The sequence below is a fragment of the [Muricauda] lutisoli (nom. illeg.) genome (assembly GCF_017313105.1).
In the GTDB taxonomy this organism is placed as follows: Bacteria; Bacteroidota; Bacteroidia; order Flavobacteriales; family Flavobacteriaceae; genus Flagellimonas; species Flagellimonas lutisoli.
In genome coordinates this window covers 1,268,585-1,291,385 of record NZ_JAFLND010000001.1, presented here as the reverse complement: position 1 = coordinate 1,291,385, position 22,801 = coordinate 1,268,585, and the positions used below count along the sequence as shown (strand labels likewise).

At 41.0% G+C, this 22,801-nt stretch carries 19 protein-coding genes and 1 tRNA gene; 13 read left to right on the top strand and 7 right to left on the bottom strand.

The genetic code is table 11. The features are described from left to right. Positions 1–72: 72 nt before the first annotated feature. Together J0X13_RS06075 and J0X13_RS06070 are read right to left on the bottom strand one after the other, a co-directional pair. On the bottom strand, positions 73–2,604 hold the full coding sequence (locus J0X13_RS06075; protein ID WP_207070529.1) for a PIG-L family deacetylase: 2,532 nt from the start codon (positions 2,602–2,604) through the stop codon (positions 73–75). A gap of 91 nt (positions 2,605–2,695) precedes the next feature. Beyond that, positions 2,696–3,640, bottom strand: coding sequence for a septum formation inhibitor Maf (locus J0X13_RS06070; protein WP_207070528.1), 945 nt, complete (start codon positions 3,638–3,640; stop codon positions 2,696–2,698). 115 nt (positions 3,641–3,755) lie between these two features. Between J0X13_RS06070 and J0X13_RS06065 the strand changes: the two genes are divergently transcribed. Beyond that, entirely contained in the window at positions 3,756–5,000 is a 1,245-nt protein-coding gene (locus J0X13_RS06065) for a peptidase U32 family protein (RefSeq protein WP_207070527.1), read from the top strand. Next, positions 5,000–5,230, top strand: coding sequence for a ferredoxin (locus tag J0X13_RS06060; RefSeq protein ID WP_207070526.1), 231 nt, complete (start codon positions 5,000–5,002; stop codon positions 5,228–5,230). The genes J0X13_RS06065 and J0X13_RS06060 overlap by 1 nt, the downstream gene beginning before the upstream one ends. Here the strand turns inward: J0X13_RS06060 and J0X13_RS06055 are convergent, their stop codons facing one another. Genes J0X13_RS06055 through J0X13_RS06045 form a run of 3 tightly spaced genes read right to left on the bottom strand, consistent with a single transcriptional unit; the run spans position 5,231 to position 7,089 of the window. Continuing rightward, entirely contained in the window at positions 5,231–5,824 is a 594-nt protein-coding gene (locus J0X13_RS06055; RefSeq protein WP_207070525.1) for a Maf family nucleotide pyrophosphatase, read from the bottom strand. After that, positions 5,817–6,344: a KdsC family phosphatase gene (locus tag J0X13_RS06050; RefSeq protein WP_207026354.1), complete on the bottom strand. Its 528-nt coding sequence runs from the start codon at positions 6,342–6,344 to the stop codon at positions 5,817–5,819. The genes J0X13_RS06055 and J0X13_RS06050 overlap by 8 nt, the downstream gene beginning before the upstream one ends. Then, entirely contained in the window at positions 6,328–7,089 is a 762-nt protein-coding gene (locus tag J0X13_RS06045) for a Rossmann-like and DUF2520 domain-containing protein (RefSeq protein ID WP_207070524.1), read from the bottom strand. The genes J0X13_RS06050 and J0X13_RS06045 overlap by 17 nt, the downstream gene beginning before the upstream one ends. A 133-nt stretch (positions 7,090–7,222) precedes the next feature. On the opposite strand from J0X13_RS06045, the gene J0X13_RS06040 reads away from it, so the two are divergent. Then, complete coding sequence (locus J0X13_RS06040) at positions 7,223–10,390, top strand: cytochrome c biogenesis protein (protein WP_207070815.1); 3,168 nt, start codon at positions 7,223–7,225, stop codon at positions 10,388–10,390. A gap of 1 nt (position 10,391) precedes the next feature. Here J0X13_RS06040 and J0X13_RS06035 read toward each other — a convergent pair whose 3' ends face one another. Then, positions 10,392–11,687: a M14 family metallopeptidase gene (locus J0X13_RS06035; RefSeq protein WP_207070523.1), complete on the bottom strand. Its 1,296-nt coding sequence runs from the start codon at positions 11,685–11,687 to the stop codon at positions 10,392–10,394. 231 nt (positions 11,688–11,918) lie between these two features. Between J0X13_RS06035 and J0X13_RS06030 the strand changes: the two genes are divergently transcribed. The 3 genes from J0X13_RS06030 to bshB1 are packed head-to-tail and all read left to right on the top strand — an operon-like array spanning position 11,919 to position 15,261. After that, positions 11,919–13,328 (top strand): MATE family efflux transporter, encoded by a 1,410-nt coding sequence (locus J0X13_RS06030; protein WP_207070522.1) that lies wholly within the window; start codon positions 11,919–11,921, stop codon positions 13,326–13,328. 34 nt (positions 13,329–13,362) lie between these two features. Next, the gene (locus J0X13_RS06025) at positions 13,363–14,532 is read left to right on the top strand and encodes a trans-sulfuration enzyme family protein (protein ID WP_207070521.1); all 1,170 of its coding nucleotides are present in this window, start codon (positions 13,363–13,365) and stop codon (positions 14,530–14,532) included. Between the two features lie 6 nt (positions 14,533–14,538). Then, the gene (gene bshB1, locus J0X13_RS06020; RefSeq protein ID WP_207070520.1) at positions 14,539–15,261 is read left to right on the top strand and encodes a bacillithiol biosynthesis deacetylase BshB1; all 723 of its coding nucleotides are present in this window, start codon (positions 14,539–14,541) and stop codon (positions 15,259–15,261) included. Here bshB1 and J0X13_RS06015 read toward each other — a convergent pair whose 3' ends face one another. Further along, the gene (locus J0X13_RS06015) at positions 15,262–17,352 is read right to left on the bottom strand and encodes a tetratricopeptide repeat-containing sensor histidine kinase (RefSeq protein ID WP_207070519.1); all 2,091 of its coding nucleotides are present in this window, start codon (positions 17,350–17,352) and stop codon (positions 15,262–15,264) included. Between the two features lie 252 nt (positions 17,353–17,604). Here J0X13_RS06015 and J0X13_RS06010 point away from each other — a divergent pair. The 7 genes from J0X13_RS06010 (at position 17,605) to J0X13_RS05980 (ending at position 22,610) form a co-directional block, all read left to right on the top strand. After that, positions 17,605–17,680: transfer RNA gene (locus J0X13_RS06010), tRNA-His, on the top strand. A 59-nt stretch (positions 17,681–17,739) separates the two neighbouring features. Beyond that, the gene (locus tag J0X13_RS06005) at positions 17,740–19,014 is read left to right on the top strand and encodes a tyrosine-type recombinase/integrase (protein WP_207070518.1); all 1,275 of its coding nucleotides are present in this window, start codon (positions 17,740–17,742) and stop codon (positions 19,012–19,014) included. 46 nt (positions 19,015–19,060) lie between these two features. Then, entirely contained in the window at positions 19,061–19,243 is a 183-nt protein-coding gene (locus J0X13_RS06000; protein ID WP_207070517.1) for a hypothetical protein, read from the top strand. A 35-nt stretch (positions 19,244–19,278) separates the two neighbouring features. Beyond that, entirely contained in the window at positions 19,279–20,298 is a 1,020-nt protein-coding gene (locus J0X13_RS05995) for a hypothetical protein (RefSeq protein WP_207070516.1), read from the top strand. 111 nt (positions 20,299–20,409) lie between these two features. Then, the gene (locus J0X13_RS05990; protein WP_207070515.1) at positions 20,410–20,694 is read left to right on the top strand and encodes a helix-turn-helix domain-containing protein; all 285 of its coding nucleotides are present in this window, start codon (positions 20,410–20,412) and stop codon (positions 20,692–20,694) included. Positions 20,695–20,920: 226 nt separating this feature from the next. Further along, positions 20,921–21,439 carry a hypothetical protein gene (locus J0X13_RS05985; RefSeq protein WP_207070514.1) on the top strand — a complete coding sequence of 173 codons (519 nt, stop codon included), beginning with the start codon at positions 20,921–20,923 and terminating at the stop codon, positions 21,437–21,439. A gap of 157 nt (positions 21,440–21,596) precedes the next feature. Next, positions 21,597–22,610, top strand: a complete 1,014-nt coding sequence (locus J0X13_RS05980) for a VapE domain-containing protein (RefSeq protein ID WP_207070513.1) — start codon at positions 21,597–21,599, stop codon at positions 22,608–22,610. Positions 22,611–22,801 lie beyond the last annotated feature (191 nt).

Genomic DNA, 22,801 nt, shown 5'->3' with positions numbered 1-22,801 from the left:
ACCAAAATATATATGGCATTTAAAAGGATTACGATGCTGTATTCCTTCTTCCATTCAAATTTGGTATCCATATTATCCTTTGACATTACTGTCTCTTTTTACTTCATCTTTTCCTACCGAAAGCATATTTGCAAAGAGTTTATATGCTCCCGAAACCCCAACAGGCAATTCCCTGAAAAAGCTTAAACCGGTGTAAATATAGTGACCTTCTCCATAAGGTGCTACAATAAGGCTACCTTGTTTGTCGGTTTCCCCTTCATCCTTCATAGATAGAATTGGTGTAAACTCTGAGCTCCATTCACTTGGGAAATATAACCCCCGTTCTTGAACCCAACCATCAAAATCTTTTTCTGTGATGGCATTCGGAAAATTAACCAACGAATTGTTTGGCGCCAATATTTTCACTTCAGCATTCTCGTCGGTGACCCTGTCACGTGAAAGCGTCACATTGTAAGGTGCAATATTTTCAAATTGACTGGCCCACCTTCCTGCAGTGTTGTATTGTACGATCATGGTGCCGCCCTTTTCCACATAATCAAACAAAACAGGTTGCTTGAACTTTAGGGCATCCACAACATTATAGGCCCTGATTCCGACCACTACAGCATCATATTTGTCCAAATCCCCGTTTTGAATATCGTTCGGGTCCACTAGATGGACTTGATAACCGATTTGCTCCAAACTTTCGGGAACATTGTCACCAGCTCCCATAATATAGGCAATATGCTCCCCGGACTTTTTTATATCCATGCGCACCACTTTGGCTTCTGAAGGAAGTAGGACAGATTGCTTGGGGATATGGTCGTAGTCAATTTCTACAAGTTCTTTATCGTATATTTTGTTGCCCATGGTGATTTTGGGTTCCAACTTACCTTCGCTTTCCGTATTGGGAGGGGTAACATTAAATGCAATCGAGATTTCCTCGCCTTTTTGTGATATGGAAAATGGTATACTGCTTGGAGAAACTACCCAACCCGAAGGATGGTTCAAGGCAACGGTACCGGACACATCATTTTTTCCAGCTCTAATTTTAACTTGGACCTCTTTGGTATCGGCGTTGGCAAAAATCAGCACTTTCTCATCGATTTTGGAGGTAACTTCAGGTAATATGGCAAAAGGCTCGTACAATTCGCCTCTATCAGGCCTGGAATAGCGGTGAACTACGGATTTCCCAAACGGAATTTCAACACCATCGATCTCTACCGTAAAAATAGCTTTGAAAGCACTGGGTGTTTCAGGTTTGCCAATTAAACTTTGGTCGGTAACAGTATATGTTCCCAAGGTTCCTGGTTTGTTCAACCAATAAGGACTGGTGTACGATATATTTTCAGGCACCTTAAAGCTTATTTCAAAATTTTCTCTTTGGTTGTCTGCCAATTCTTTATTGGGAGTTAATTTGGCATCGGCCCCAATAATTTCGATTTGTTTTAGAGTAACACTTGGCGATGACCGATTGATGGTTTCAATGTTGATCGTTGTTTGGCTACCAGGAGTTGCGGAAGCACTTGCGGAACTAGCTTCCAAATACAGTCCTGCGGCAGCCAAAATAATTTTTTTCAACTCTTCGGACTTTAGGGTTCTCCAATGCTCATCTTCCACTTCTTGCAGTAATTGATACGCTTTTACAAGCTCGGGGATATGTTTTGATGGATTCTGAAAATCAAAATTTTCCTCAACATCATAAAGAATGTCACCTACAGCTTCGCCTCCTTCCACACGCGACCAAGTGGTGTTGATACCTTCAAAAACATTGTTGTTTTGGGGCATGTCACCTTTAAGGAGTTCAATATATTCATCAGATGACCCTCTATCGGTCAACCTGCCAAACCCTTGGCATAGGTGTTGACTTCGAGCCATGGCGGCAATTTCGTTGTTGGATAGGCCCAGTTCCGGGTAGTAGGTGCCAACATCTAACATTACCATACCCGACTTATCTGCTTCGGCAAACTTTTCCCGGCTTCCGTATTGCCACCACGACGTGTTGTAAAAAATACGCTTAGGCTGCCAGGGCGTAGTCCATTTCAATTGATCGGAGTACACATCGGGATTGTTGGCAAGATCAAAGGCCTCCATGCTCAAAATAGCAGAAGACGTATGATGACCATGGGTGGAACCAGGTGTTCTGTGATTAAAACGGTTGATGATCACATCGGGCTTAATGTTTCGAATGGCCCAGACCACATCTGACAGCACTTTTTCTTTGTCCCAAATTTTTAAGGTTTCCTTCGGATGTTTGGAAAACCCAAAATCGATTGCTCTTGTAAACCGTTGTTCACCACCGTCCATGTGCCTTGCAGCCAACAGTTCTTGTGTGCGCAATACGCCCAAAAGCTCAGCTAACTCGGAACCGATCAAGTTCTGCCCGCCGTCACCACGAGTCATGGAAAGGTATACGGTCCTCGCTTTTTCGTGGTTGGCCAAATAAGAAATTAGGCTGGTGTTTTCGTCATCGGGATGCGCTGCTACGTAAAGTGCCGTTCCCAAAAAATTCAGTTTTTGGATTTCATGAAATAGCTCTGCGGAGGTGAGCTTATCTGGTTTTTGGGCAAAGGAATTTGTAAAAAATAGCGTGGTTATGGAAAGGAATACCCAAAAATGCTTCATACTTGGTTGTTTAGTGGTTATTTCAAATATAGGCAGTTTGTAGGCAGTCCTCCATTTCTTTAAAAGACTTTTAACATAGCAATCACTAGTGTTATAAACCTAAACTGTCCCTTAGAATTGAATTCTTGTTGTCATTTTGCTGCCAATAGGCAGTTTTTAATGATTTGATTTTGGTGGCCGATGTTGTCAATGTTTTTGCATCAGAACCAAAACCGCTCTTAAACTCCTCAGTCCAACTTTCAATGGAATAGGGGAAATCAGTGGTGAAATTTATCATCAAATTTCGTTCCAATTCCGGGAAGGAAATGGTGTAAGTGGAAATGCCATCTTTGGATGAAAGTTTGGCATTGGCATCATATGCTTTTATTTCTTGGTGACTTAATCTAAGAAATTCTAAAGAAGGAATCATGGAAATATCACCCAATGGAAGATTATCGGGTTTGATTCGGATTTTGGTCCAGATTTCATTTTCTAAAATAGTTTTTTCCATGGAGAACGCTCGATCGGCCTCTCCTTCAAAATATGAATGGGAGGTGAAGTCAAATTTTTCACGATTGTTCAGTTGGGAGTACACATGACCACACCATTCTTGAACGGACAAACTTGTTTTAAGCGCATGTTGATTGTCGTAAACGGGATAAAAAGTACTGCTCATGATGGAATAGGGATAGATGCCCGTCAAAAACTTTTTAGTGGCATTCAACTTCAAGACCGACACGTTTTCAGGATTGTTATTGTTTGCTTTTACCTGTTCTGCGGGCAAAAATGGTTCGGTAACATAAATCAAAACGGCCTTGCCATCTCGAAGCTCCCCATATCTTGCCTGTTCCAATTGATAGGATGTAATTTCGGCCTCTCCTGCATACCAGTACTCCTTAAAGTCTTCTGAAAGTGGATTTTTAGGTGGTTGCTCTTTGGTTTTTGTGGTAGTAACTGTATCTGTTGATGTTTCCGTTTTGTTTTCTTGTTTGCATCCTACAACCAAGAGAATCAACAAAAATAAAGAAGTACTAAAAGTTGGGATAAAAGTTTTCATAAGCGCATTTTTTCAAAGTTATGGGTAAAGTCGGTTTATATCAATATACTTAACTTTTTCCAATACACGGAAAAATGTAGTTTTGCAAAATATTTCGGAAGCTAAACTTTTTGATATGCAACAGATTGAGTTGATGGCACCTGCGGGTAATTTTGAATCTTTGCAGGCTGCGTTGGACAATGGGGCCGACTCGGTATATTTTGGCGTGGAGCAATTGAACATGAGGGCGAGAGCCACTATGAACTTTACTTTGGATGATTTGCCCGAAATCGCAAAGCGATGTAATGCAAAAGGGGTACGGACTTACCTAACCTTGAACACCATTATATATGACCACGACCTTTCCATAGTTAAAACCTTGTTGAAAAAGGCCAAAGAGGTAGGGCTGACAGCGATTATTGCCATGGACCAAGCTGTGATTGCTTCCGCTAGGGAGTTGGGCTTGGAAGTCCATATTTCAACCCAAATCAATGTAACCAATATTGAAACGGTGAAGTTTTACGCCATGTTCGCCGACACTATGGTATTGAGCCGAGAGTTGAGTTTGCGACAGGTAAAGAAGATTACGGAACAGATAGAAAAGGAACAGATCAAGGGACCGTCAGGCCGTTTAGTGGAAATCGAGGTTTTCGGTCACGGAGCCTTGTGCATGGCCGTTTCGGGTAAATGTTACATGAGCTTACATTCGTACAATTCCTCGGCAAATAGGGGAGCTTGCAAGCAAAATTGCCGTAAAAAGTACACGGTCATTGATCAAGAGACCGGTTTTGAAATGGAACTGGATAATGAGTACATTATGTCTCCCAAGGACTTATGTACCATCGATTTCCTAGATCAAGTGGCCGATGCTGGCATCAAGGTTTTGAAAATAGAGGGTAGGGGGCGTGCTCCCGAGTATGTGGCCAAAGTCATCAAATGTTACCGTCAGGCTTTGGATAGTTTGTACCAGGGCAACTACGATAAGGAAAAAGTGATCGCTTGGATGCAGGAACTGGAAAAAGTCTACAATCGAGGTTTTTGGAGTGGGTACTATTTGGGCCAGAAATTAGGGGAATGGAGTAAAATTCCCGGTTCATCGGCCACACAAAAGAAAGTCTACATTGGAAAAGGAGCTCACTTTTTCCCTAAAAGCAATATTGGTGAGTTTACCATAGAAGCTTACGATATCTCCATTGGGGACACTATTTTGGTAACAGGGCCAACAACAGGAGCCAAAGAAATGAAAGTCACCGAAATGTTGGTGAACGATGCCAAACTTTCCACCGCCAAAAAAGGCGATTCCGTAACCATTCCTTTGGATTTCAGAATTCGACTATCGGACAAGTTGTATAAAATCGTGGAAAATAAGGTAGAGGCTTAATGGTTGTAGTTACGCTTCAGCGCGAAAAATGTATTGGATGCAATTATTGTGTGGAGATGGCCCCAGAGCAATTTGCCATGTCCAAAAAAGATGGAAAATCCGTTTTGTTGCATTCCCAAAACAAAAAGGGATTCCATACCATAAAATCCCATGACGAAGGTATTTTTGAGCCTTGTGAACAAGCGTCAAAAGCCTGTCCCGTAAAAATTATTTCGGTAAAACGAACTTGATTACAGTTCCATAAGAGCCTTGTAGACCAAATCTGTGGGCAGCCCCACCACATTGGTGTAAGAACCTTGAATTTCGGTAATACCTATCATTCCGATCCATTCCTGTATCCCGTAGGCACCGGCTTTATCAAATGGTTGGCAAGTTTCAATGTAGTAGTTGATCTCGTCATCCGAGAAATCTTTCAACTTAACCTTAGTGATGCCACTTACAGTTTTTTGGGAATCTTTTGTGGTAAAACAAACAGAGGTGATCACTTCGTGCCAATCCCCCGAGAGTGTACGAAGCATTTCAAACGCCTCGGCTTTATCAGCAGCTTTGGCCAAGGATATGTTGTTGTGCCAAACCACGGTATCCGAAGTGATCACGATTTGACCAGGCTCCAGCTCCTTCAAAAATGGAGTGGCTTTGAGCTTGGCCAGATACTCAGATATTTCTTGCCCTTGCAATTGCTCAGGATAGACCTCTTCTACCGATTTTGGTCGAACTTCAAAGTTCAGTCCCAACTCTTCCAAAAACATTTTGCGCCTTGGTGAACCAGAGCCCAAAATGATTTTTTTGTCTTTGAGCTTTTCTCTGAGTGGATTTTTAGTCATTCTTGGCACTAAAATTATCATTCCAGTCTCCGCGAACCTTCAAGACTTGCTCAATAATATCCCGAACACAGCCATCGCCCCCGTTTTTATGGGAAACATAGTCCGAAATAGCCTTTACCTCGGGTACAGCATTTTGTGGGGAAGTGGCAAGGGCAACCATTTTCATAGGGGGAATGTCTGGGACATCGTCTCCCATGTAAACCACGGATTGCGGGTCTATACCATGAATATCCAAATATTCTTCCAACGGTTCTTGTTTATGATGGGCGCCCATATAGAAATCGGTTACGCCAAGACCTTTCAAGCGCTCTTTTACGCCCTGGTTGGTCCCACCCGTAATGATACAGACGTTGTATCCTTTTTTAATAGCGGTTTTTAGGGCATAACCATCCTTTACGCTCATTTTTCGAAGCAATTCCCCATCGGTGGTAATCAACACCGTTCCATCGGTAAAAACACCATCAACATCAAAAACAAAGGTGGTGATACTGCTTAAAAGCTCTTTATAATTCTTCTTCATGGGCTTGTTTTATGGCTTGGCTCAATAGTTTATAGAGTGTAATATGTTCTTCTTTGTTCAAAAGTTCTAGGTGATTCCCCATACTTTTTAAATCGTTTCTGCGCGCTGGTCCGGTTTGTGCTTCAATTGGCGACATAATTTGCACTTTATTCGCCGTTTCCAAAATCAAAGGTTTCAAAAGTTCAAATGAAAGGCCTTCTTCCAAGCAAAGTTCCTCCCCAACATGGTATAGGTAATTGGTGAAATTGTTAACAAAAACCGCTGCAAGATGCAATTTTTTTCGTTGATCGGAATCAATATGATGCACGTTTTCCGATATGGATGTTGCCAGGGTCCTCAAGCTCTCCAAAGAATCTTTTTCTTCAGCTTCTATACAGATGGGAATATTTGAAAAATCAACAGCTATACCTTTGGTAAAAGTTTGTAGCGGATAAAAAACCCCTTTGTTTGTGGTTTGTATCGCATTCAAACACATGGCACCCGAGGTATGGGCCACTAATCCTTTTTTATTCGATAGATACTTGGACACTTCGCTGATAGCGTCATCTTTAACGGCGACCAAATATACATCAGCTTCGGCAATGGCGTCAAAATCATTGGAAATCGTAGCGTATTCGGAAAATTGCTGCAAATCCTCTCGGTTACGGCCAACAACTTGCAATACATCAACATCCTTTGTTGTTATAAAAGCATCATAAAGATGTTTGGCGAGGTTCCCTGTCCCCAAAATCACAATCCTAAGCATGCCCAAAACTACAAATTTAGGGTTGATGGATTATAGTAAGAATTAACAAATCTGTATGATTTTTATCCTTTTATGCAGCAAGGAAGTTCTAAAAAGACCTTATTTTTGCAAGCCGAAAGTAGACCGAATTTCCATGATCGATATTCTTAAGAAAACGCTTTTTTCCACTAGACTTATGGCTGTTCTGTTTTTGGTTTTTGCTGCAGCAATGGCCATTGGAACCTTTGTGGAAAGCTGGTACAGTACCGAAACCGCACGAATTTACATTTACAACGCTACATGGTTCGAGGCCATTATGGTCTTTTTCGTGATCAACTTTTTCGGAAACATTTACAGGTATCGTTTGTTGGAATGGAAAAAATGGCCTGTACTGATCCTTCACCTTTCATGGATTTTGATCATTGTAGGTGCTTTTGTGACCCGTTACATCAGTTATGAAGGTATGATGCCAATTAGGGAAGGTGCTACTGAGAAAATATTTTATTCGGACAAAACCTACCTAACTGCTTTTGTTGACGGAGACATCAATGGAGAAACAAGAAGAAGGGTGCTGGAAGATGATATTTTAGTGACCCCGGAAGGAAAACGATCCAGTTTACCATGGAAATCTGACTTCAATGGACAACCTTTTTCCATCAGTTACGTGGATTTTATCAAAGGAGCGGAAAAAGGATTGATTCCCGATGAAAATGGAACCGAATACCTTCAAATTGTGGAGGCAGGCAATGGGCAGCGCCACGAACATTATCTTGAAAATGGTAAAATAGCCAGTGTTCACAACATTCTTTTTGCCCTTAACAATGAAACCGACGGAGCCATCAATATTTTTTATGATGAAGAAAACGGTTATCGCATCAAATCACCTTTCGAAGGGAGCTTTATGCGCATGGCGGACCAGTTTCAAGGCGAAGTGGCCAGCGATAGTATTCAGCCGTTACAACTGCGCTCGCTCTACAATATGGGGGGGATGCAGTTTGTGGTCCCGGACCCCATAATAAAAGGGCGCTATGGCATTGTTAAAGTACCCGATGAGGAGATCACCAAGGTTACACAAGATGCTTTGGTCGTTTCTATCTCCGCCAATGGGGAAAGTAAAGAGGTGAAATTGTTGGGAAGTAAGGGAACTTCCAATTTCTCGGATAAGATCAATGTGGGTGGATTGGATTTTTCATTGAGCTATGGTTCAAAAGTGTATGAGCTTCCTTTTTCTATTGAGTTGAATGATTTTATTGCGGAAAAATACCCTGGAACCGAAGCGGGATACGCCTCATTTATGAGTAAAGTTACGGTGCACGACGAGCGACCGTTTGATTATGATATTTATATGAACCATGTTCTTGACCATCAAGGATACCGATTCTTTCAGTCCAGTTTTGATCCCGATGAAAAAGGAACCGTTCTCTCTGTAAATCACGACTGGTGGGGCACTTGGATTACCTACATCGGCTATTTTCTGCTTTACATAGGTTTGATGGGCATTATGTTCTTTGGAAAAACACGTTTTAGGGAATTACAGACCATGCTCGAAAAAATAAAGGAAAAGAAAGCGGCATTGACAACCATTGCAATGTTCTTTGCCCTTGTATCGGCCAATGCACAAGAGGAAACCCATGAGCATTCCACTGCTGCAACAAAAGCACAAATAGACTCCGTAATTCAAGCTACAACGGTAGACAAGGAGCACGCAGAAAAGTTTGGCACTTTGGTGATACAGGATGAGGGCGGACGTATGAAACCCGTAAATACCTTTGCATCTGAATTGTTGCGAAAGTTGAGCGGTGACGATGAATTTAGAGACCTTTCTGCCAATCAAGTTTTTCTATCCATGATGCTTAACCCGGGAGTTTGGTATGCAACGGATATTATTGCCTTGGGCAAAAAGGAAAACGATAGCATACGTAAGGTGATCGGTGTTCCCGAAGGTACCGAGTTTGTAAAGGCGACCGACTTTTTTGATTCTAAAGGGTCGTATAAATTGAGACCTTACCTGGAGAAGGCGACTTCTACCAATAATCCATCCAACTTTGAAAAAGACTTTAAAAAAGTAGGAGAGCGGCTGAGTTTGCTAGACATTGCTTTAAGTGGGCAAATTGTGAAGATATTTCCTTTGCTGAACGATGAGAACAACAAATGGATTTCGGCTGTTGAATATCGCGGTGGAGAATATCAGGTTCAGGATTCGTTGTATGCCAATTTCATCAAAAATGCGATGCCCTATTATTTGAACTCCCTGCAACAATCCATCGTAACGGGTGACTACTCCCAACCTGATAGATTGTTGGAAGCCTTCAAGCAGAATCAAAAGAACCACGGGGAGGAAGTATTACCGTCAGAAAATAAGATAAAAACAGAGATCATATACAACAAGCTGGATCTGTTCAACCGTTTGTATAAATACTACGCCATGGTCGGAGTATTGTTGTTCTTTGTTTTGATTGCCAAGATTTTTAAGGAAAGAAAATTCTTGGATGCTTTCGCTTACCTGTTGAAAGGGACCATCATTTTGTTTTTTATCTGGCACACCATAGGTCTGATATTACGTTGGTACATATCCGGCCACGCTCCTTGGAGTGATGCCTATGAAAGTATTCTCTATGTAGCATGGGCCACTATGGGCATTGGTTTGGCCCTGGGCCGAAAGAGTGAGCTTACCATTGCTGCCAGTGCTTTTGTTACATCCATGTTGTTGTGGATTGCCCATCAAAGTTGGGTAGACCCTGCGATTGCCAACCTAGTTCCTGTTTTGGACAGTTATTGGTTAATGATTCACGTTGCCGTTATTGTGGGAAGCTATGGCCCTTTAACGGTTGGAATGATTTTAGGAGTGGTCGCATTGTTATTGATCATGCTTACCACTGAAAAGAACAAAAAACGAATGGACCTTAATATCAAGGAGCTCACGGTAATCAATGAATTGGCACTTACCACTGGTTTGGTGATGCTTACCATAGGTAACTTTTTGGGTGGCCAGTGGGCCAACGAAAGCTGGGGGCGCTATTGGGGCTGGGACCCAAAGGAAACATGGGCCCTGATTTCCATTATGGTGTATGCCTTTGTACTGCACATGCGGTTGGTTCCGGGTCTACGAGGCAAATGGATCTATAATTTTGCCAGCATAGTGGCCTTTGCCAGTATCATGATGACCTATTTTGGGGTAAATTTCTATTTGGTCGGACTGCACAGTTATGCCAGTGGGGACCAAGTAATAACCCCAAGCTTTGTTTGGTATACAGTACTTGGGGTCTTTATTTTGGGAGGTATCAGTTTTTGGCGGTACAAAGTGCACTATGCCAAAAAATAGATCATTCCTCCATTAAGAGTTTCATGATTTCCTCAGCGGCAACCTTGCCTTTTTCCTTTAGGAAAGGTCTGGAAGTATTGTCGCCCAGCTCAAATACAATGGCGGGCATTCCGTGGTTTACGTAAAAGTACTTGCTAGATACCATGGTAGGATCAATTTCATCGGAAGCACTTACATTGGTTTTCTTTTGTGGTAATCTTTCACTGATATTCGCTATCCAATCAAAGATGATTTTTCCTTTTTCACCCGTTACTGTGGTATCAATAGGGTAGTAGATATCGTCCCAAGTGGAGTGGAAATCCGCCCCGAAAACAAAATCATATTCCTTATCTTTTTCCACAAGAAAATCCCGGACGTTTCTGGTCTCGGGCTGATTAAAGTTTTCCCAGTCCCTGTTTAGATCAATACCGCCCATATTGTGTCTCCAATGTCCGTTATCGGCCCCATCGGGATTCATCAATGGTACAACAAAAATGGCATGCTCTTTTCTAAATTCCTTGGCTTGATCGGAATCCCCCGAAATGGTTTCGATAAAGGATTTCATTGCTAAGAAACCGGTAACTTCTGGCGGGTGTTGTCTGGAAATGATCATCAAGGCTTTTTTTGCTTCTTCATTTCCATTGATTTCCATCAAGTGCATGGTACGTTTTTCTTTGGAAAGACCTATAGGGTAATTTTCAATGAAAGGTTTTTGGCTCAAGGAATCCACCCACTCTTTCACTACGGAGGAAGTGTAAAGTTCCTGGGCGGAGATCCAAGTAGGTTCTTCGGTCACACTAATGGTCAACTCGGCAGATTCTGGAGCGGCTTTGATTCCAAATTCGCCCTCTCCGGGACCGATGGCCTTAAACCTGGTACTATCCAGCGGAATAAAGTTTCTTCCATCTGCACTGATTTTTGGGTAATATCTACTTCTTGAATCTTGATAATTCAACTGAACCGTAATGTCGCGTGGCTCCTTGGACCATACCTGAAAAGCGTACCACGGGCTCACATTTATGGGAGTGTTTTCCGCTGTCACCCAAATGGTATAATGGTCATCGCCATCGTAGGCGACGCCATTTAAACGGGCGCCTTCAAATTTATTGGAAAAGAAAGTGGTACTGTCGTTAAAGGCCCAAACACCTCTCCATTGTTTTTGGATGGGCTTGTCCACCGTAGGTACAACCGGGCTTTTTCCTTGCCCTTGGTAACCTGTTTTTTCTTCTGTTTCTGCAGTTTCTGGGTTCTTTTTACAAGATGATGATAGTACCACGGCAGATAATACTCCAATGGTAATCAAACTTTTAATACGCATGGTTTTGAAATATTTGAGTTGGTTTGGTTACGAAGGTAGCAACAAGGATTGGAGTTGTAAATAAAAAAATAGTAATAATATATCGGTATTTTTCGCATATTTGCATCATCATGAAGCTATAAGAATTATGTACGCGATAGATGTCACCATTGGGGGAACCCAATTTATGTAACCGAACTCTTCTCGGTTATTTGACATTTCACTTCTTTTTTCACACATAATTCTTTGATAATGAATCATCAACATACAAATACAGTTAAAAAGTTTATCCGGTATTTCTGGATAGCTATTTCCGGTAAGGAAACCGAATTCACCTCTGGAAGTATCCGAAAGGCCATTTTTATGCTTTCCATTCCCATGATCTTGGAAATGCTCATGGAATCCATATTTGCTCTTGTGGATATTGCCTATGTATCCAAAGTAAGCGTGAATGCCGTAGCCACAATTGGGTTGACAGAGTCCGTGATTACTTTGGTATACGCTCTGGCCATTGGGCTGAGTATGGCCGCCACTGCGGTTGTTGCCCGTAGGATTGGCGAAAAGGATGTGGATGGCGCCCGTATTGCCGCTGTGCAGGCCATTGGTTTAGGGGTGGTAATTTCAATAACCATCGGAATCATTGGGATTATCTATGCCCGGGAGATTCTGGCATTAATGGGTGGTGAACCCGATTTGATTGCCGAAGGTCACGGTTACACCCAATTTTTGATAGGAGGGAACATCACAGTAGTGCTATTGTTCTTGATCAACGCCATTTTCCGTGGTGCGGGCAATGCATCCATTGCTATGTGGGCCCTGGTGCTTTCCAATGGACTCAACATTATCTTGGACCCCATGTTCATTTTTGGTTTTGGCCCCATTCCGGAAATGGGAGTAAAAGGAGCGGCTGTAGCCACCAATATCGGCAGGGGAACGGCAGTACTTTTTCAACTCGGGATTTTATTCTTTGGTTGGGGCAAGATTAAACTGATGGCCAAGGATTTGATACTCAACTTTAAGGTAATGTATAGTTTGATCAAGATTTCCATGGGCGGAATTGCCCAATTCTTGATCGGTACTTCCAGTTGGATTTTTCTTATGCGTATCATGTCCGAATTCGGAAGTGAAGTATTGGCGGGTTATACCATTGCCATTCGTGTAATGATGTTCACTTTGATGCCCTCTTGGGGCATGAGCAATGCCGCGGCCACTTTGGTGGGTCAAAACCTTGGTGCCAAACAACCCGACAGGGCCGAACGGTCCGTTTGGAAAACGGGGAAGTACAATGCCATTTTTATGGGGACGGTTTCTTTGGCATATCTCATTTTTGCCAACACCATCATTTCTTGGTTCAATACAACCCCTAAGGTGGTAGAGAGCGGTGCACTTTGTCTTCAAATTATAGCTTTGGGCTATATATTTTATGCCTATGGTATGGTAATGACCCAAGCCTTTAATGGGGCAGGGGATACGCGGACGCCTACCAAAATCAATTTCATATCGTTTTGGTTGTTTCAATTGCCATTGGCCTATATATCGGCTATGGTATTAGGGTGGGGTGCAAAAGGAGTTTTTGTGGCCATTACCTTGGCTGAAGTGCTGATTGCGGTATTGGCCATGATTTGGTTTAAAAAAGGGAAATGGAAGAAAGTCCAAGTATGATGGGTTTCGTATCTTTATGCGAAAGAAAACCAACATGAAAAACGATAAAAAAGGACTCAATACCATCTGTACCCACGTTGGGGAATTGGAAGATAAGGAATTCAAAGGAGCAGTGTCCCCGCTATACATGGGTACATCCTATCAATTTGAGGACGTTGCGGTAAAAAGATATCCCAGATACTACAACACGCCCAACCAAGAGGCATTGTGCAAAAAACTGGCGGCTTTGGAGCACACCGAGGCAGCTTTGATTTTTGGTAGTGGAATGGCCGCCATTAGTACGGCATTGATGACCTTTCTTCAAGCTGGTGATCATGTGGTTTTGCAACAAACCATTTATGGTGGTACGTACCATTTTGCCGTAAGCCAATTTGAAAGATTTGGTATTGAATATTCCTTCACTACAGGGTGGGAAGTGGAAGATTTTGAAAAAGAAATCAAACCGAATACCAAAGTATTGTATTTGGAGACCCCATCGAACCCATTGCTGACCATCACCGATGTACAGGGAGTGGCCGACTTGGCAAAAAAGAAAGGAATCCTTTCCATGATCGACAATACTTTTGCTAGTCCTGTCAACCAAAATCCAATTGATTTTGGAATTGATGTAGTGGTACACAGTGCAACAAAATATATGGGGGGACACTCCGATATTTGTGCAGGTGTCGTGGCGGCATCCCAAGAGCTTATGGACAAGGTTTGGCAAACAGGAATTTGTTTTGGCGGAAGTTTGAGCGAGTATACGGTATGGCTTTTGGAAAGAAGTTTAAAAACCATGGCGATCCGTGTAAAGGCGCAAAATGAAAATGCAATGAAGATGGCCACTTATTTGAGCCAAAGTAAAGATGTGGATAATGTGTACTACCCAGGACTGAAAGATCATCCTGGACATGAGTTGGCCAAATCTCAAATGAAAGGTTTTGGAGGGATGTTATCTTTTGAACTGAATCCGGAGATAAATGCTTCCTTGTTTTTTAAGGAGTTAAAATTGATAAAGCCATCCATGAGTTTGGCGGGTATTGAAAGTACGATGCTTTCACCTACACAAACTTCCCATGCATTGATGAGCCCAGAAGACAGGGCTAAACAAGGGATAAAGGATTCATTGATTCGATTCTCGTTGGGTATTGAAGAGACGGAAGATTTAATAGCGGATATTGAACAGGCAATTGCCAAGGTGAAATCCATGACCGTAACGGCATAAAAGTATATGAAATTAGACATTTTAGTGTTTGGTGCGCATCCTGATGATGCCGAACTGGGGGCAGGAGGCACCATAGCGAAAGAAGTTTCCAAAGGAAAAAAGGTAGGAATCGTGGATTTGACCCGTGGTGAACTTGGAACGCGCGGTTCAGCCGAAATCAGGGACAAAGAAGCAGCTAAGGCAGCCGAAATTTTAGGCGTAGCTGTGCGTGAGAATATGGAGTTTGCCGATGGTTTCTTCGTAAACGATAAAGAGCATCAACTGGAACTCATCAAAATAATTCGAAAGTATCAGCCAGAAATTGTGCTTTGCAATGCTGTTGAAGACCGTCATATTGATCATGGAAAAGGAAGTAAACTCGTCAGTGATGCCTGCTTTTTAAGTGGTTTGGTTAAAATTGACACCAAAATGGATGGAGATGATCAGTGGCAAGAGGCCTGGAGGCCTAAATTGGTTTATCATTTTATCCAATGGAAAAATTTGGAACCTGATTTTGTGGTTGATGTGTCTGGATTTATCGAAACAAAAACAGACGCAATCATGGCTTATAGCTCCCAATTTTATGATCCTGACAGTGAAGAACCGGAGACACCCATCAGCAGTAAGAATTTTACGGACAGTGTAATTTACCGAGCAAGGGATTTAGGTAGGTTGATCGGCGTAGAGTTTGCCGAAGGTTTTACTGTGGAACGATATGTTGGGGTGGACAGTCTTGACGATCTGATCTGATCAAGAAGCTTTTTGGTACCTATTTTGTGCTTTGGGCACGGTGAAAAAGAAGGTTGTTCCTTTGCGCGGAACACTTTCTACCCATATTTCGCCCTTATTTTTGTGTACCATTTCCTTGCATAAAGAAAGCCCGAGACCTGTTCCTTTTTCGTTATTGGTACCATAAGTGGTAACATTGGAAGAGTCCTTGAAAATCGATTTTTGCATTTCGGGGGCCATACCTATTCCAGTATCCCTAACCGATATTTGCCACATATTATCTTTCTCCTTGGCATCAATGGTGATAAGCCCGTTTTCCGGTGTAAACTTGATGGCATTGCTCAGAAGGTTTCGGATAACAATATCTATTTGGTTATTATCCGCCCAAATACGTGGATTTTCCGGAAGCTGATTTATTATCTTGATAGACTTGCTCTTGGCAACTTCCGATAAAAGTTGAATGTTATTAACAACAAGCTGTGACAGTGATACTCTTTTGGGCTTGGTAACTACGCCATTGAGCTGATTCATCCCCCAGGACAATAGGTTGTTCAAGGTAAAGGATATGTTCTCTACATCAGTTTTGAGTTTAGGAATAAATGAGACCAATTCCTTTGTCGTGATTTCTCCATCCGTAAACATTTTGAGTATTCCCTGCAATCCGCCGATAGGACCTCTAAGATCGTGACCAATAATGGAGAACAGCTTTGTGTTGGTCTTGTTTATTTCGTGTAATTGGGCTTCTCGTTGGGTTATCGCTTGTGATTTCTCTTTGAGTTCTTTGTTCAGTTTCCTTTGGATGTTTTCACTCCTTCGAATCACAAAGGTTATGATACTAAGAATAAGAAGAATAATTACGGAGAAATAGATATAGTTACGTTGCTTGGCAAGAGCCTCTTCATTGGACTCAATGAGTTTTTGTTTTTCCTGTTCGTAGTGCAATTTGGTTTCTAAAAGTGACAGGCTTTGTTTGTTCTTGTCCTTGGACAACGAATCGGAAAGGGTTTTGAAGGTTTCCAAATAGGCCAGCGCCTCTGGATTGTCCCCATTTTTTTTATGAACCTTGTACAATGTTTCCGAACAGTCGATCTGACCTTGCAGGGATTTTATTTTTTTGGAAAGGGCAAGTCCTTTTTTAGCGTATTCAAGCGAAAGGCTATCTTTTTCCAAGCCAAAATACACCTTGGCCATACCGTTCATTAATTGAATCTTTATTCTGTCGTCCTCTATTTGGTGCTTAAAGAGCATATTGCTCTGATCGTACCAATAAAGAGCCCATTTAAATTTTTCCTGATCAAGGTAAATATCCCCTTTAACCTCGTAGGCATAGGCCAGCCAATCGTAAATCTTGTTTTTCTCAAAAGTATTTATGCTCCTGTTGATGTTGAACATCGCATTTTTAAAATCCTTGGCATCTTTATAGAGTGAAGCCATATTACTTTGCGTTTCAGCATCAATTACCTCGTTGCCAAGACCTCGGTTGATTTTTTGCACAGTGTCATAGAACATCAGGGCATTTTTGAAGTCTTTTTGTTCTGCATATAATCCAGCAATGTTTTCATTAAGGATGGACAGCATTTCTTGGTTCTCGATCTTTTTGGCCAAATCGATTCCCTTGAGGTTCCAGTTTAATGCTTCGGCATAATTGCCCTCAAAGCTGTAGTTTTGGGCGAGGGTATTTATAATGGATACTTCACATTCGATATCATCAATTTCCTTGGCCAACTCCAAGGCTTCTTTGAACAATGGCATGGATTTCTTTCGCTCACCTTTATCGTAATAATAATTTCCAAGGGCGTCCAAACCTTTTATTTTCCCATAGGTATAGTCAATCTCGTTACTATACTCCAAAGCTCTTTTAGCAACGGAATACAGGCTATCGGCATCCAAGTACCTGTAAGAAAATGCTAAACGTACTAGAAGATTAATATGTGTGGTATCCTTTGGATTAAATCTGCTTGTAGATTCCAACCGTTGTAGCTTATATGCCAAGCTATCTCTTTTACTGGTCTGCGCAGAGACAGCAAAGGATGAGCAAAGAGCAATAACACAAAGCACAAATAGCGCCAGTGAGGTTTTGGAATTTAGAATGAGGTTTTTTTCTGACAACACTTAGTTGAAAATATTTGACGTAAATGTAATTTCAAGCCACCTTTTTGAGAATTAAATGTTGTGAAATGCCCAAAAACGTGTGTTTGGTCTTAAAAACGTGCATTTTGTCGGGAAATTGTACAGCTTTGGTTTTATGCCAGTTGCGACATGAGAATTGGTTTGATAAAATCAAGTACAATTTTTAATTGATGGAATTTGAAAAATATTTTGGTTGAATCATTACAAAAAAGTATTTTTGCATCCGCTTTAAATGGTGGTTGTAGCTCAGCTGGTTAGAGCGCTGGATTGTGGTTCCAGAGGTCGCCGGTTCGAACCCGGTCTTCCACCCAAGTTCCCAAAACCCTTGTGTTTACAAGGGTTTTCTTGTTTCCATAAATCCCTTTTGCCATGGATGAACTGTTTCCTAAGAGCAAAAGCGAGCATATAAACGAGTATATTGCTATCTTGTCAAAGATGGCAGTTAAAATGTATTCAGAACCCAAACTCTACATCCCAAAGGATAAAGAGGGTAGACCGGACCTATCCAAGCGTTGGTACGTCTATTTTTACTACAGGAACCCTAAAACGGGCAATATGGACAAAAGGCCCTTTAAACACTATAGGGGCATCAATAGATACAAAACCGTTAGGGACAGAAAAAGGGCAGGCAAACAATTGTTAAGGGTTGTAAATAGGCTCCTTCGAACAGAATATAACCCCTTTGTCCCGGGGTCGGCTAAAAAATCCCCAGCGGATACAGTCAAGGGATGTTTTGAAACAGCACTGGAGCATAAAAAACCATTCGTAAAGGAGACGACCTATAACAGTTATGGGGACTACCTGAATATGTTCCTGGACTGGGCCGAAACGAACAGTATTGCCCTAATGCCGATAGACAGGCTTACAAGAAAGCACATATCAGGGTATCTGAACTACCTTGGACGGGAAAAGCCCCATGGCAAGGGCCTAATGCCGACCTCGATAGCAAACCACAAGGGGAACCTCAGTGCCCTGATGGGGCAAATGGTAATGGACGATATCATCCCCGAGAATTTCATTGCCAAGATTCCCACAAAAAAGAACAAGCCTTCCAAAAACCAACCATTTTCAATGGATGAGCTGAAAGAGCTGCGGAAGTACACCAAAGAGCACGAACCGGTACTCTATAATTTTCTCCAGTTCATTTTCTATTCATTCATGCGCAACAATGAGATTGCCAGGATCCAGATAAAGCATATCAACATGGACAAGCGAATCATTTCCATAGAGACTAAGGGGGAAAAGAGGTCCCATATCCTGATGATAGACAAACTTTACCGGATGCTCAAGGATTGGGACGTGGAAAACCTTCCCAAGGACTATTACCTCTTTACACCAGAAGGTGTTCCGGGCAAATGGGAGGCAAGCGTAAAGAGCCGGGTGGATTATTTCAGCGAACGGTTTGCGAAAGTAAAGACCGAGTTAAAACTGCCCAAGGAAAAGAACAGCTATTCACTGAGGCACAATGCGGCCGTGGATCTATTCAAGAGTTTTATGGACCAGGGCATGGCCGAACAAGAGGCGATTTATGCCCTAATACAGATAACCAGGCACAAAAGCGAAGGGGCCCTCAGAAAATATCTTAGGGATGTTGGGGCCATCTTGCCCAAGGATTGGAGCGAACACTATAATATTTCCTTTTAAGCAGCTGGCCACATTGAAAAATCAGTCTAACCAAAAATCGAAAACAATGAAAAATTTACAATCCAACAATACCTCTGGAGGCAGTTACAAACAAATAAAAGAACAACTGGATCTGGCTATGACAATGTTAGATGAAGGGGCATATTCTAACACTGAATATGAAACTATCATCAATGGACTTAAGGTAGATTTTTTACGGTTGGACCGCGAAAAACGTTCAAAACGTTAATCAACTGGATACTTCTAACTATTTAGACATCTATTATGGCGCATTATGGTAAAATGAACCCATCCCTAATTTTGGACAAAGCTTTTAATGCGGCATTGATAAAAGTCGATGAGCAATATCGAACCTTATTGGAATGGGGCAAATTAGATTTGTTCATAAAGAAGGAAGAACCAAGTTTTCAACCTATGTGCAGAGAGGAGTTGGATGAATTTTTAATTTTAAAAGGGGTCAAAATAGCACAGGGAGGTAAAGTCATTTGGAATCATGAATTCATAAAAGAATATTTTGGCAAACTTGCTAAAACATATGTCATTCATCTTGCAAAAGAAATCCTAGCCTATAAATCGGAATTTGAGCACTTTCAAGAACGACTGTCTTCAGGGGAATTCATAGCGTTTCTGGATAAGGAACTTAAAAAATCCGATTTGGTCCTTTCATCCTATGAAGGCAGAATATACGTTAAGGCTAAGCGAAGCCGGAACGAACTAGAACATTTCGAACAATTACTTAGGTTTAGCAACAACGAGGATATTTCCTTAAACTTATTGGCTATAGATAGTCCCTACCGTCCAGCTTTGGATATGGGTTATTTTTCTCAGGTCAAACTGCTTTCGGATATGTGGTTAAAAATAGAATGTGCCATAGTAATGGATGAAGTAATCCGGTCATTGTTGAAATCCATTAAAAAACCAGTAGATATTGTAAAATGCCCGTTTAAGATAGAATCTCAAATTTTTGTTGATGACGGCCAAGACTATTTGTTTCATATTCTATTGAAGTCAGGAGTAATCACTTATCACAATCAGAATAAAAAGGTCGAAACGCATACTGGGTTTAGAGGTGCCTGCGCGGTATTATTTAAAAAGCTTCAGGACGAGAAGAAGCTTATTAATCCATCCGCTAATTTCGCTGATTTTATTGATTATTTAAATGATTCGAAAGGATATAACGCTCTAATTCCCACAGGTAATAAGAGTACTATTGCAACTGAGACAACTCGTCACAATGGTTGGAGAAAGGTAAAAGTTGAATATTCAAAGATATTTGGGGAATAATCAATTCCTATCAAACACTTACATCCGTATTATTTCCGTATTATTTCCGAATCACATCGTATTACATTGTCTATAAATACGCCATTACTTTGAACAATAAAACAAAGTATAATGGAACAAACAACAACGCATGTTATTGGGATTAACCCCGAGGAACTTACCGAAAGAATTGTTGAAAGGTTGGTGAAAAGAATCAACCGCCTAGCAAAAAATAAGAATCCCGAATCCACCCCTAATTACTTCACCAGGGAAGAAATATCAAAAAAACTGAACGTTTCCTGCGTCACTCTATATCGCTGGGAAAAAAGGGGTATTCTCAAAAGAAGAAAAATAGGGGGTAAAATTTACTATAAACTTGAAGAGATAGAGGCTATTCTTGAGCAATCAATAAGCTAAAAAAAAGAGGGTAACTGAACCTTACCCTCTATAATATTTTCACTTAAAATTTTTAAAAATGAAAACGGAAACAGGGCTAAAATACCCAAATATCTGCATATACCCAAATTCTTGGGAACCAAGGGGTGGTACACTACACATTTCCCAGGGCATTTCTACATTTATTGATATTGTCCGGTTCAAATACAAACTTCAATTACACCCTAATCAATTAAACTAATTGGATATGACAATAGAAAAGGCAATTCAACGAATTGAATGGAGATTTTTTACATCATTTAAAAATATCTATGTCAATGAAAATGACATTCAAGCAGTTTCTAAGCTGCTAAATTTCATTGAAAATCAGCGAAAAGGAAGATTAATTGGTAATGGGCATTTTTCAAAATTATATGTAGCCCATTTAAACTGTCTTATAAAACACTATCAAACGAGCATAATAGACCCTATTCCAATCAAGAAACTACATTATATAATTAGTAGGCCCTTGGATTTAGGTATTCACGAGCTGGTAGATACCCTAAATAGTCTAGAGCAATATAAAATACTGGAGAGATGTGGATGTAAGGGGATAACTCATCCCAACACTCAAGAATCCCTGGAAAAAGGAAAAATAATGGAAAAACTTCAAAATCTCTTAGAGGTTGATGGCAACCGAAAAAAAATCTTTGGACAGTCTTGGGAGTTTGGAGAAGTGAAGGAAGGTATTGAAAAACAAATCAAATACGTTTTAGATGGTCAATAACGCAAAAACCGAAAGCGCACAGGGTAATACGGTTTTTCATATGACCGAAGACTACCTAAAAGGATTATACGACATTCGATTTAACGAAATATCTTTAAACATCGAGATTAAATCAAAAGGAAAAAAGGACGGTTGGAAAATTTGCAATGAAGACTCTTTGTTCATAGAGCTGAGAAAAAATGGGATTTCCATCCCCATGGGACACCTCACATCATTATTGAGAAGTGACTTTGTACCCTATTTCAATCCTTTGAAGGCGTATTTTCAGAATCTGCATCAATGGGATGGAAGCACAGACTACCTAAAAAATTATGCTTCGTATGTGAAATTGGCACCAGGGGAAGACCGTGGCCAGTTCTTTTATCATTTTAAAAAATGGTGTGTGAGAACTGTTAAGTGTGCCTTGATTGATGGGTACTTCAATAAACAGGCTTTTGTACTCTCAGATGATGGTAAAGGACAAAATATAGGAAAGTCAACTTGGTGTCGTTTTCTATGTCCCAAACAATTATCAGAGTACATAGCTGAAGACATGGGGGGTAATGATAAAGATTCGAGACTTCTTCTTTGTAAAAACTTTTTAATAAATCTAGATGAGCTGGCCGCATTGGCCCGGAAAGAAATCAATCAGCTCAAATCCCAATTGTCAAAAGACCAAATCAATGAAAGGCTGCCTTATGATCGAAAAAATTCAATTCTTCAGAGAGTAGCTTCATTTATAGGGTCCACAAACCAATCGACATTTCTGTTAGATGAAACTGGAAGTGTACGTTGGCTTTGCTTTACAGTAGAGAGAATTGACTTTAGCTATAAATCGGAATTTGATATGGATAATCTTTGGGCTCAAGCTTACTACTTGGCAAACGACAAGTCATTTGATGAAACGATGACTCGTAATGATGTTATTGAGAACGAAATTCGAAATAAAAAGTTTCAAACCATGACCCCGGAACATGAACTGTTGCTCAGTTATTTGAAAAAGCCAGTAATTGATTCGGATGGAGAATTCATGACTGCTACCGACATAGTCAACCACATCCAACATGCAACAATGAGCAGGCAAAGATTGACCACAGTGAATATGGGCAAAGCTTTAAATCAAGAATCCTACGAGAAAAAGAAAACTGGGGGGTCCACCTTGTATTTAGTACAAAAAATAAATAATCTATAATTAACCCTCCCTACTCTCCCTTTCCTGTAAGGCATTAATGATAAAAAGGTATATGAAGGGAGGGTTGATTTTGTTCAACTCCTACTTTACCCTCCCTAGGTTCCTTTTGAATAATAGTACCGCTCCTTTAGGGGGGGTGTTTTGTTGTACTACCCCTTTGGAAAACCCTATATTTATTAGTGTTGGGAGGG

What these genes read in the sequence shown, in the direction of transcription:
- J0X13_RS06045 (WP_207070524.1), bottom strand. Translation starts at nt 7,089, where the DNA reads ATGCTTAGGATTGTGATTTTGGGGACAGGGAACCTCGCCAAACATCTT.
- J0X13_RS05985 (WP_207070514.1), top strand. Translation starts at nt 20,921, where the DNA reads ATGACAATAGAAAAGGCAATTCAACGAATTGAATGGAGATTTTTTACA.
- J0X13_RS06075 (WP_207070529.1), bottom strand. Translation starts at nt 2,604, where the DNA reads ATGAAGCATTTTTGGGTATTCCTTTCCATAACCACGCTATTTTTTACA.
- J0X13_RS06005 (WP_207070518.1), top strand. Translation starts at nt 17,740, where the DNA reads ATGGATGAACTGTTTCCTAAGAGCAAAAGCGAGCATATAAACGAGTAT.
- J0X13_RS06025 (WP_207070521.1), top strand. Translation starts at nt 13,363, where the DNA reads ATGAAAAACGATAAAAAAGGACTCAATACCATCTGTACCCACGTTGGG.
- J0X13_RS06030 (WP_207070522.1), top strand. Translation starts at nt 11,919, where the DNA reads ATGAATCATCAACATACAAATACAGTTAAAAAGTTTATCCGGTATTTC.
- bshB1 (WP_207070520.1), top strand. Translation starts at nt 14,539, where the DNA reads ATGAAATTAGACATTTTAGTGTTTGGTGCGCATCCTGATGATGCCGAA.
- J0X13_RS06055 (WP_207070525.1), bottom strand. Translation starts at nt 5,824, where the DNA reads ATGACTAAAAATCCACTCAGAGAAAAGCTCAAAGACAAAAAAATCATT.
- J0X13_RS06050 (WP_207026354.1), bottom strand. Translation starts at nt 6,344, where the DNA reads ATGAAGAAGAATTATAAAGAGCTTTTAAGCAGTATCACCACCTTTGTT.
- J0X13_RS06040 (WP_207070815.1), top strand. Translation starts at nt 7,223, where the DNA reads ATGATCGATATTCTTAAGAAAACGCTTTTTTCCACTAGACTTATGGCT.
- J0X13_RS06065 (WP_207070527.1), top strand. Translation starts at nt 3,756, where the DNA reads ATGCAACAGATTGAGTTGATGGCACCTGCGGGTAATTTTGAATCTTTG.
- J0X13_RS05995 (WP_207070516.1), top strand. Translation starts at nt 19,279, where the DNA reads ATGGCGCATTATGGTAAAATGAACCCATCCCTAATTTTGGACAAAGCT.
- J0X13_RS06070 (WP_207070528.1), bottom strand. Translation starts at nt 3,640, where the DNA reads ATGAAAACTTTTATCCCAACTTTTAGTACTTCTTTATTTTTGTTGATT.
- J0X13_RS06035 (WP_207070523.1), bottom strand. Translation starts at nt 11,687, where the DNA reads ATGCGTATTAAAAGTTTGATTACCATTGGAGTATTATCTGCCGTGGTA.
- J0X13_RS05990 (WP_207070515.1), top strand. Translation starts at nt 20,410, where the DNA reads ATGGAACAAACAACAACGCATGTTATTGGGATTAACCCCGAGGAACTT.
- J0X13_RS06000 (WP_207070517.1), top strand. Translation starts at nt 19,061, where the DNA reads ATGAAAAATTTACAATCCAACAATACCTCTGGAGGCAGTTACAAACAA.
- J0X13_RS06060 (WP_207070526.1), top strand. Translation starts at nt 5,000, where the DNA reads ATGGTTGTAGTTACGCTTCAGCGCGAAAAATGTATTGGATGCAATTAT.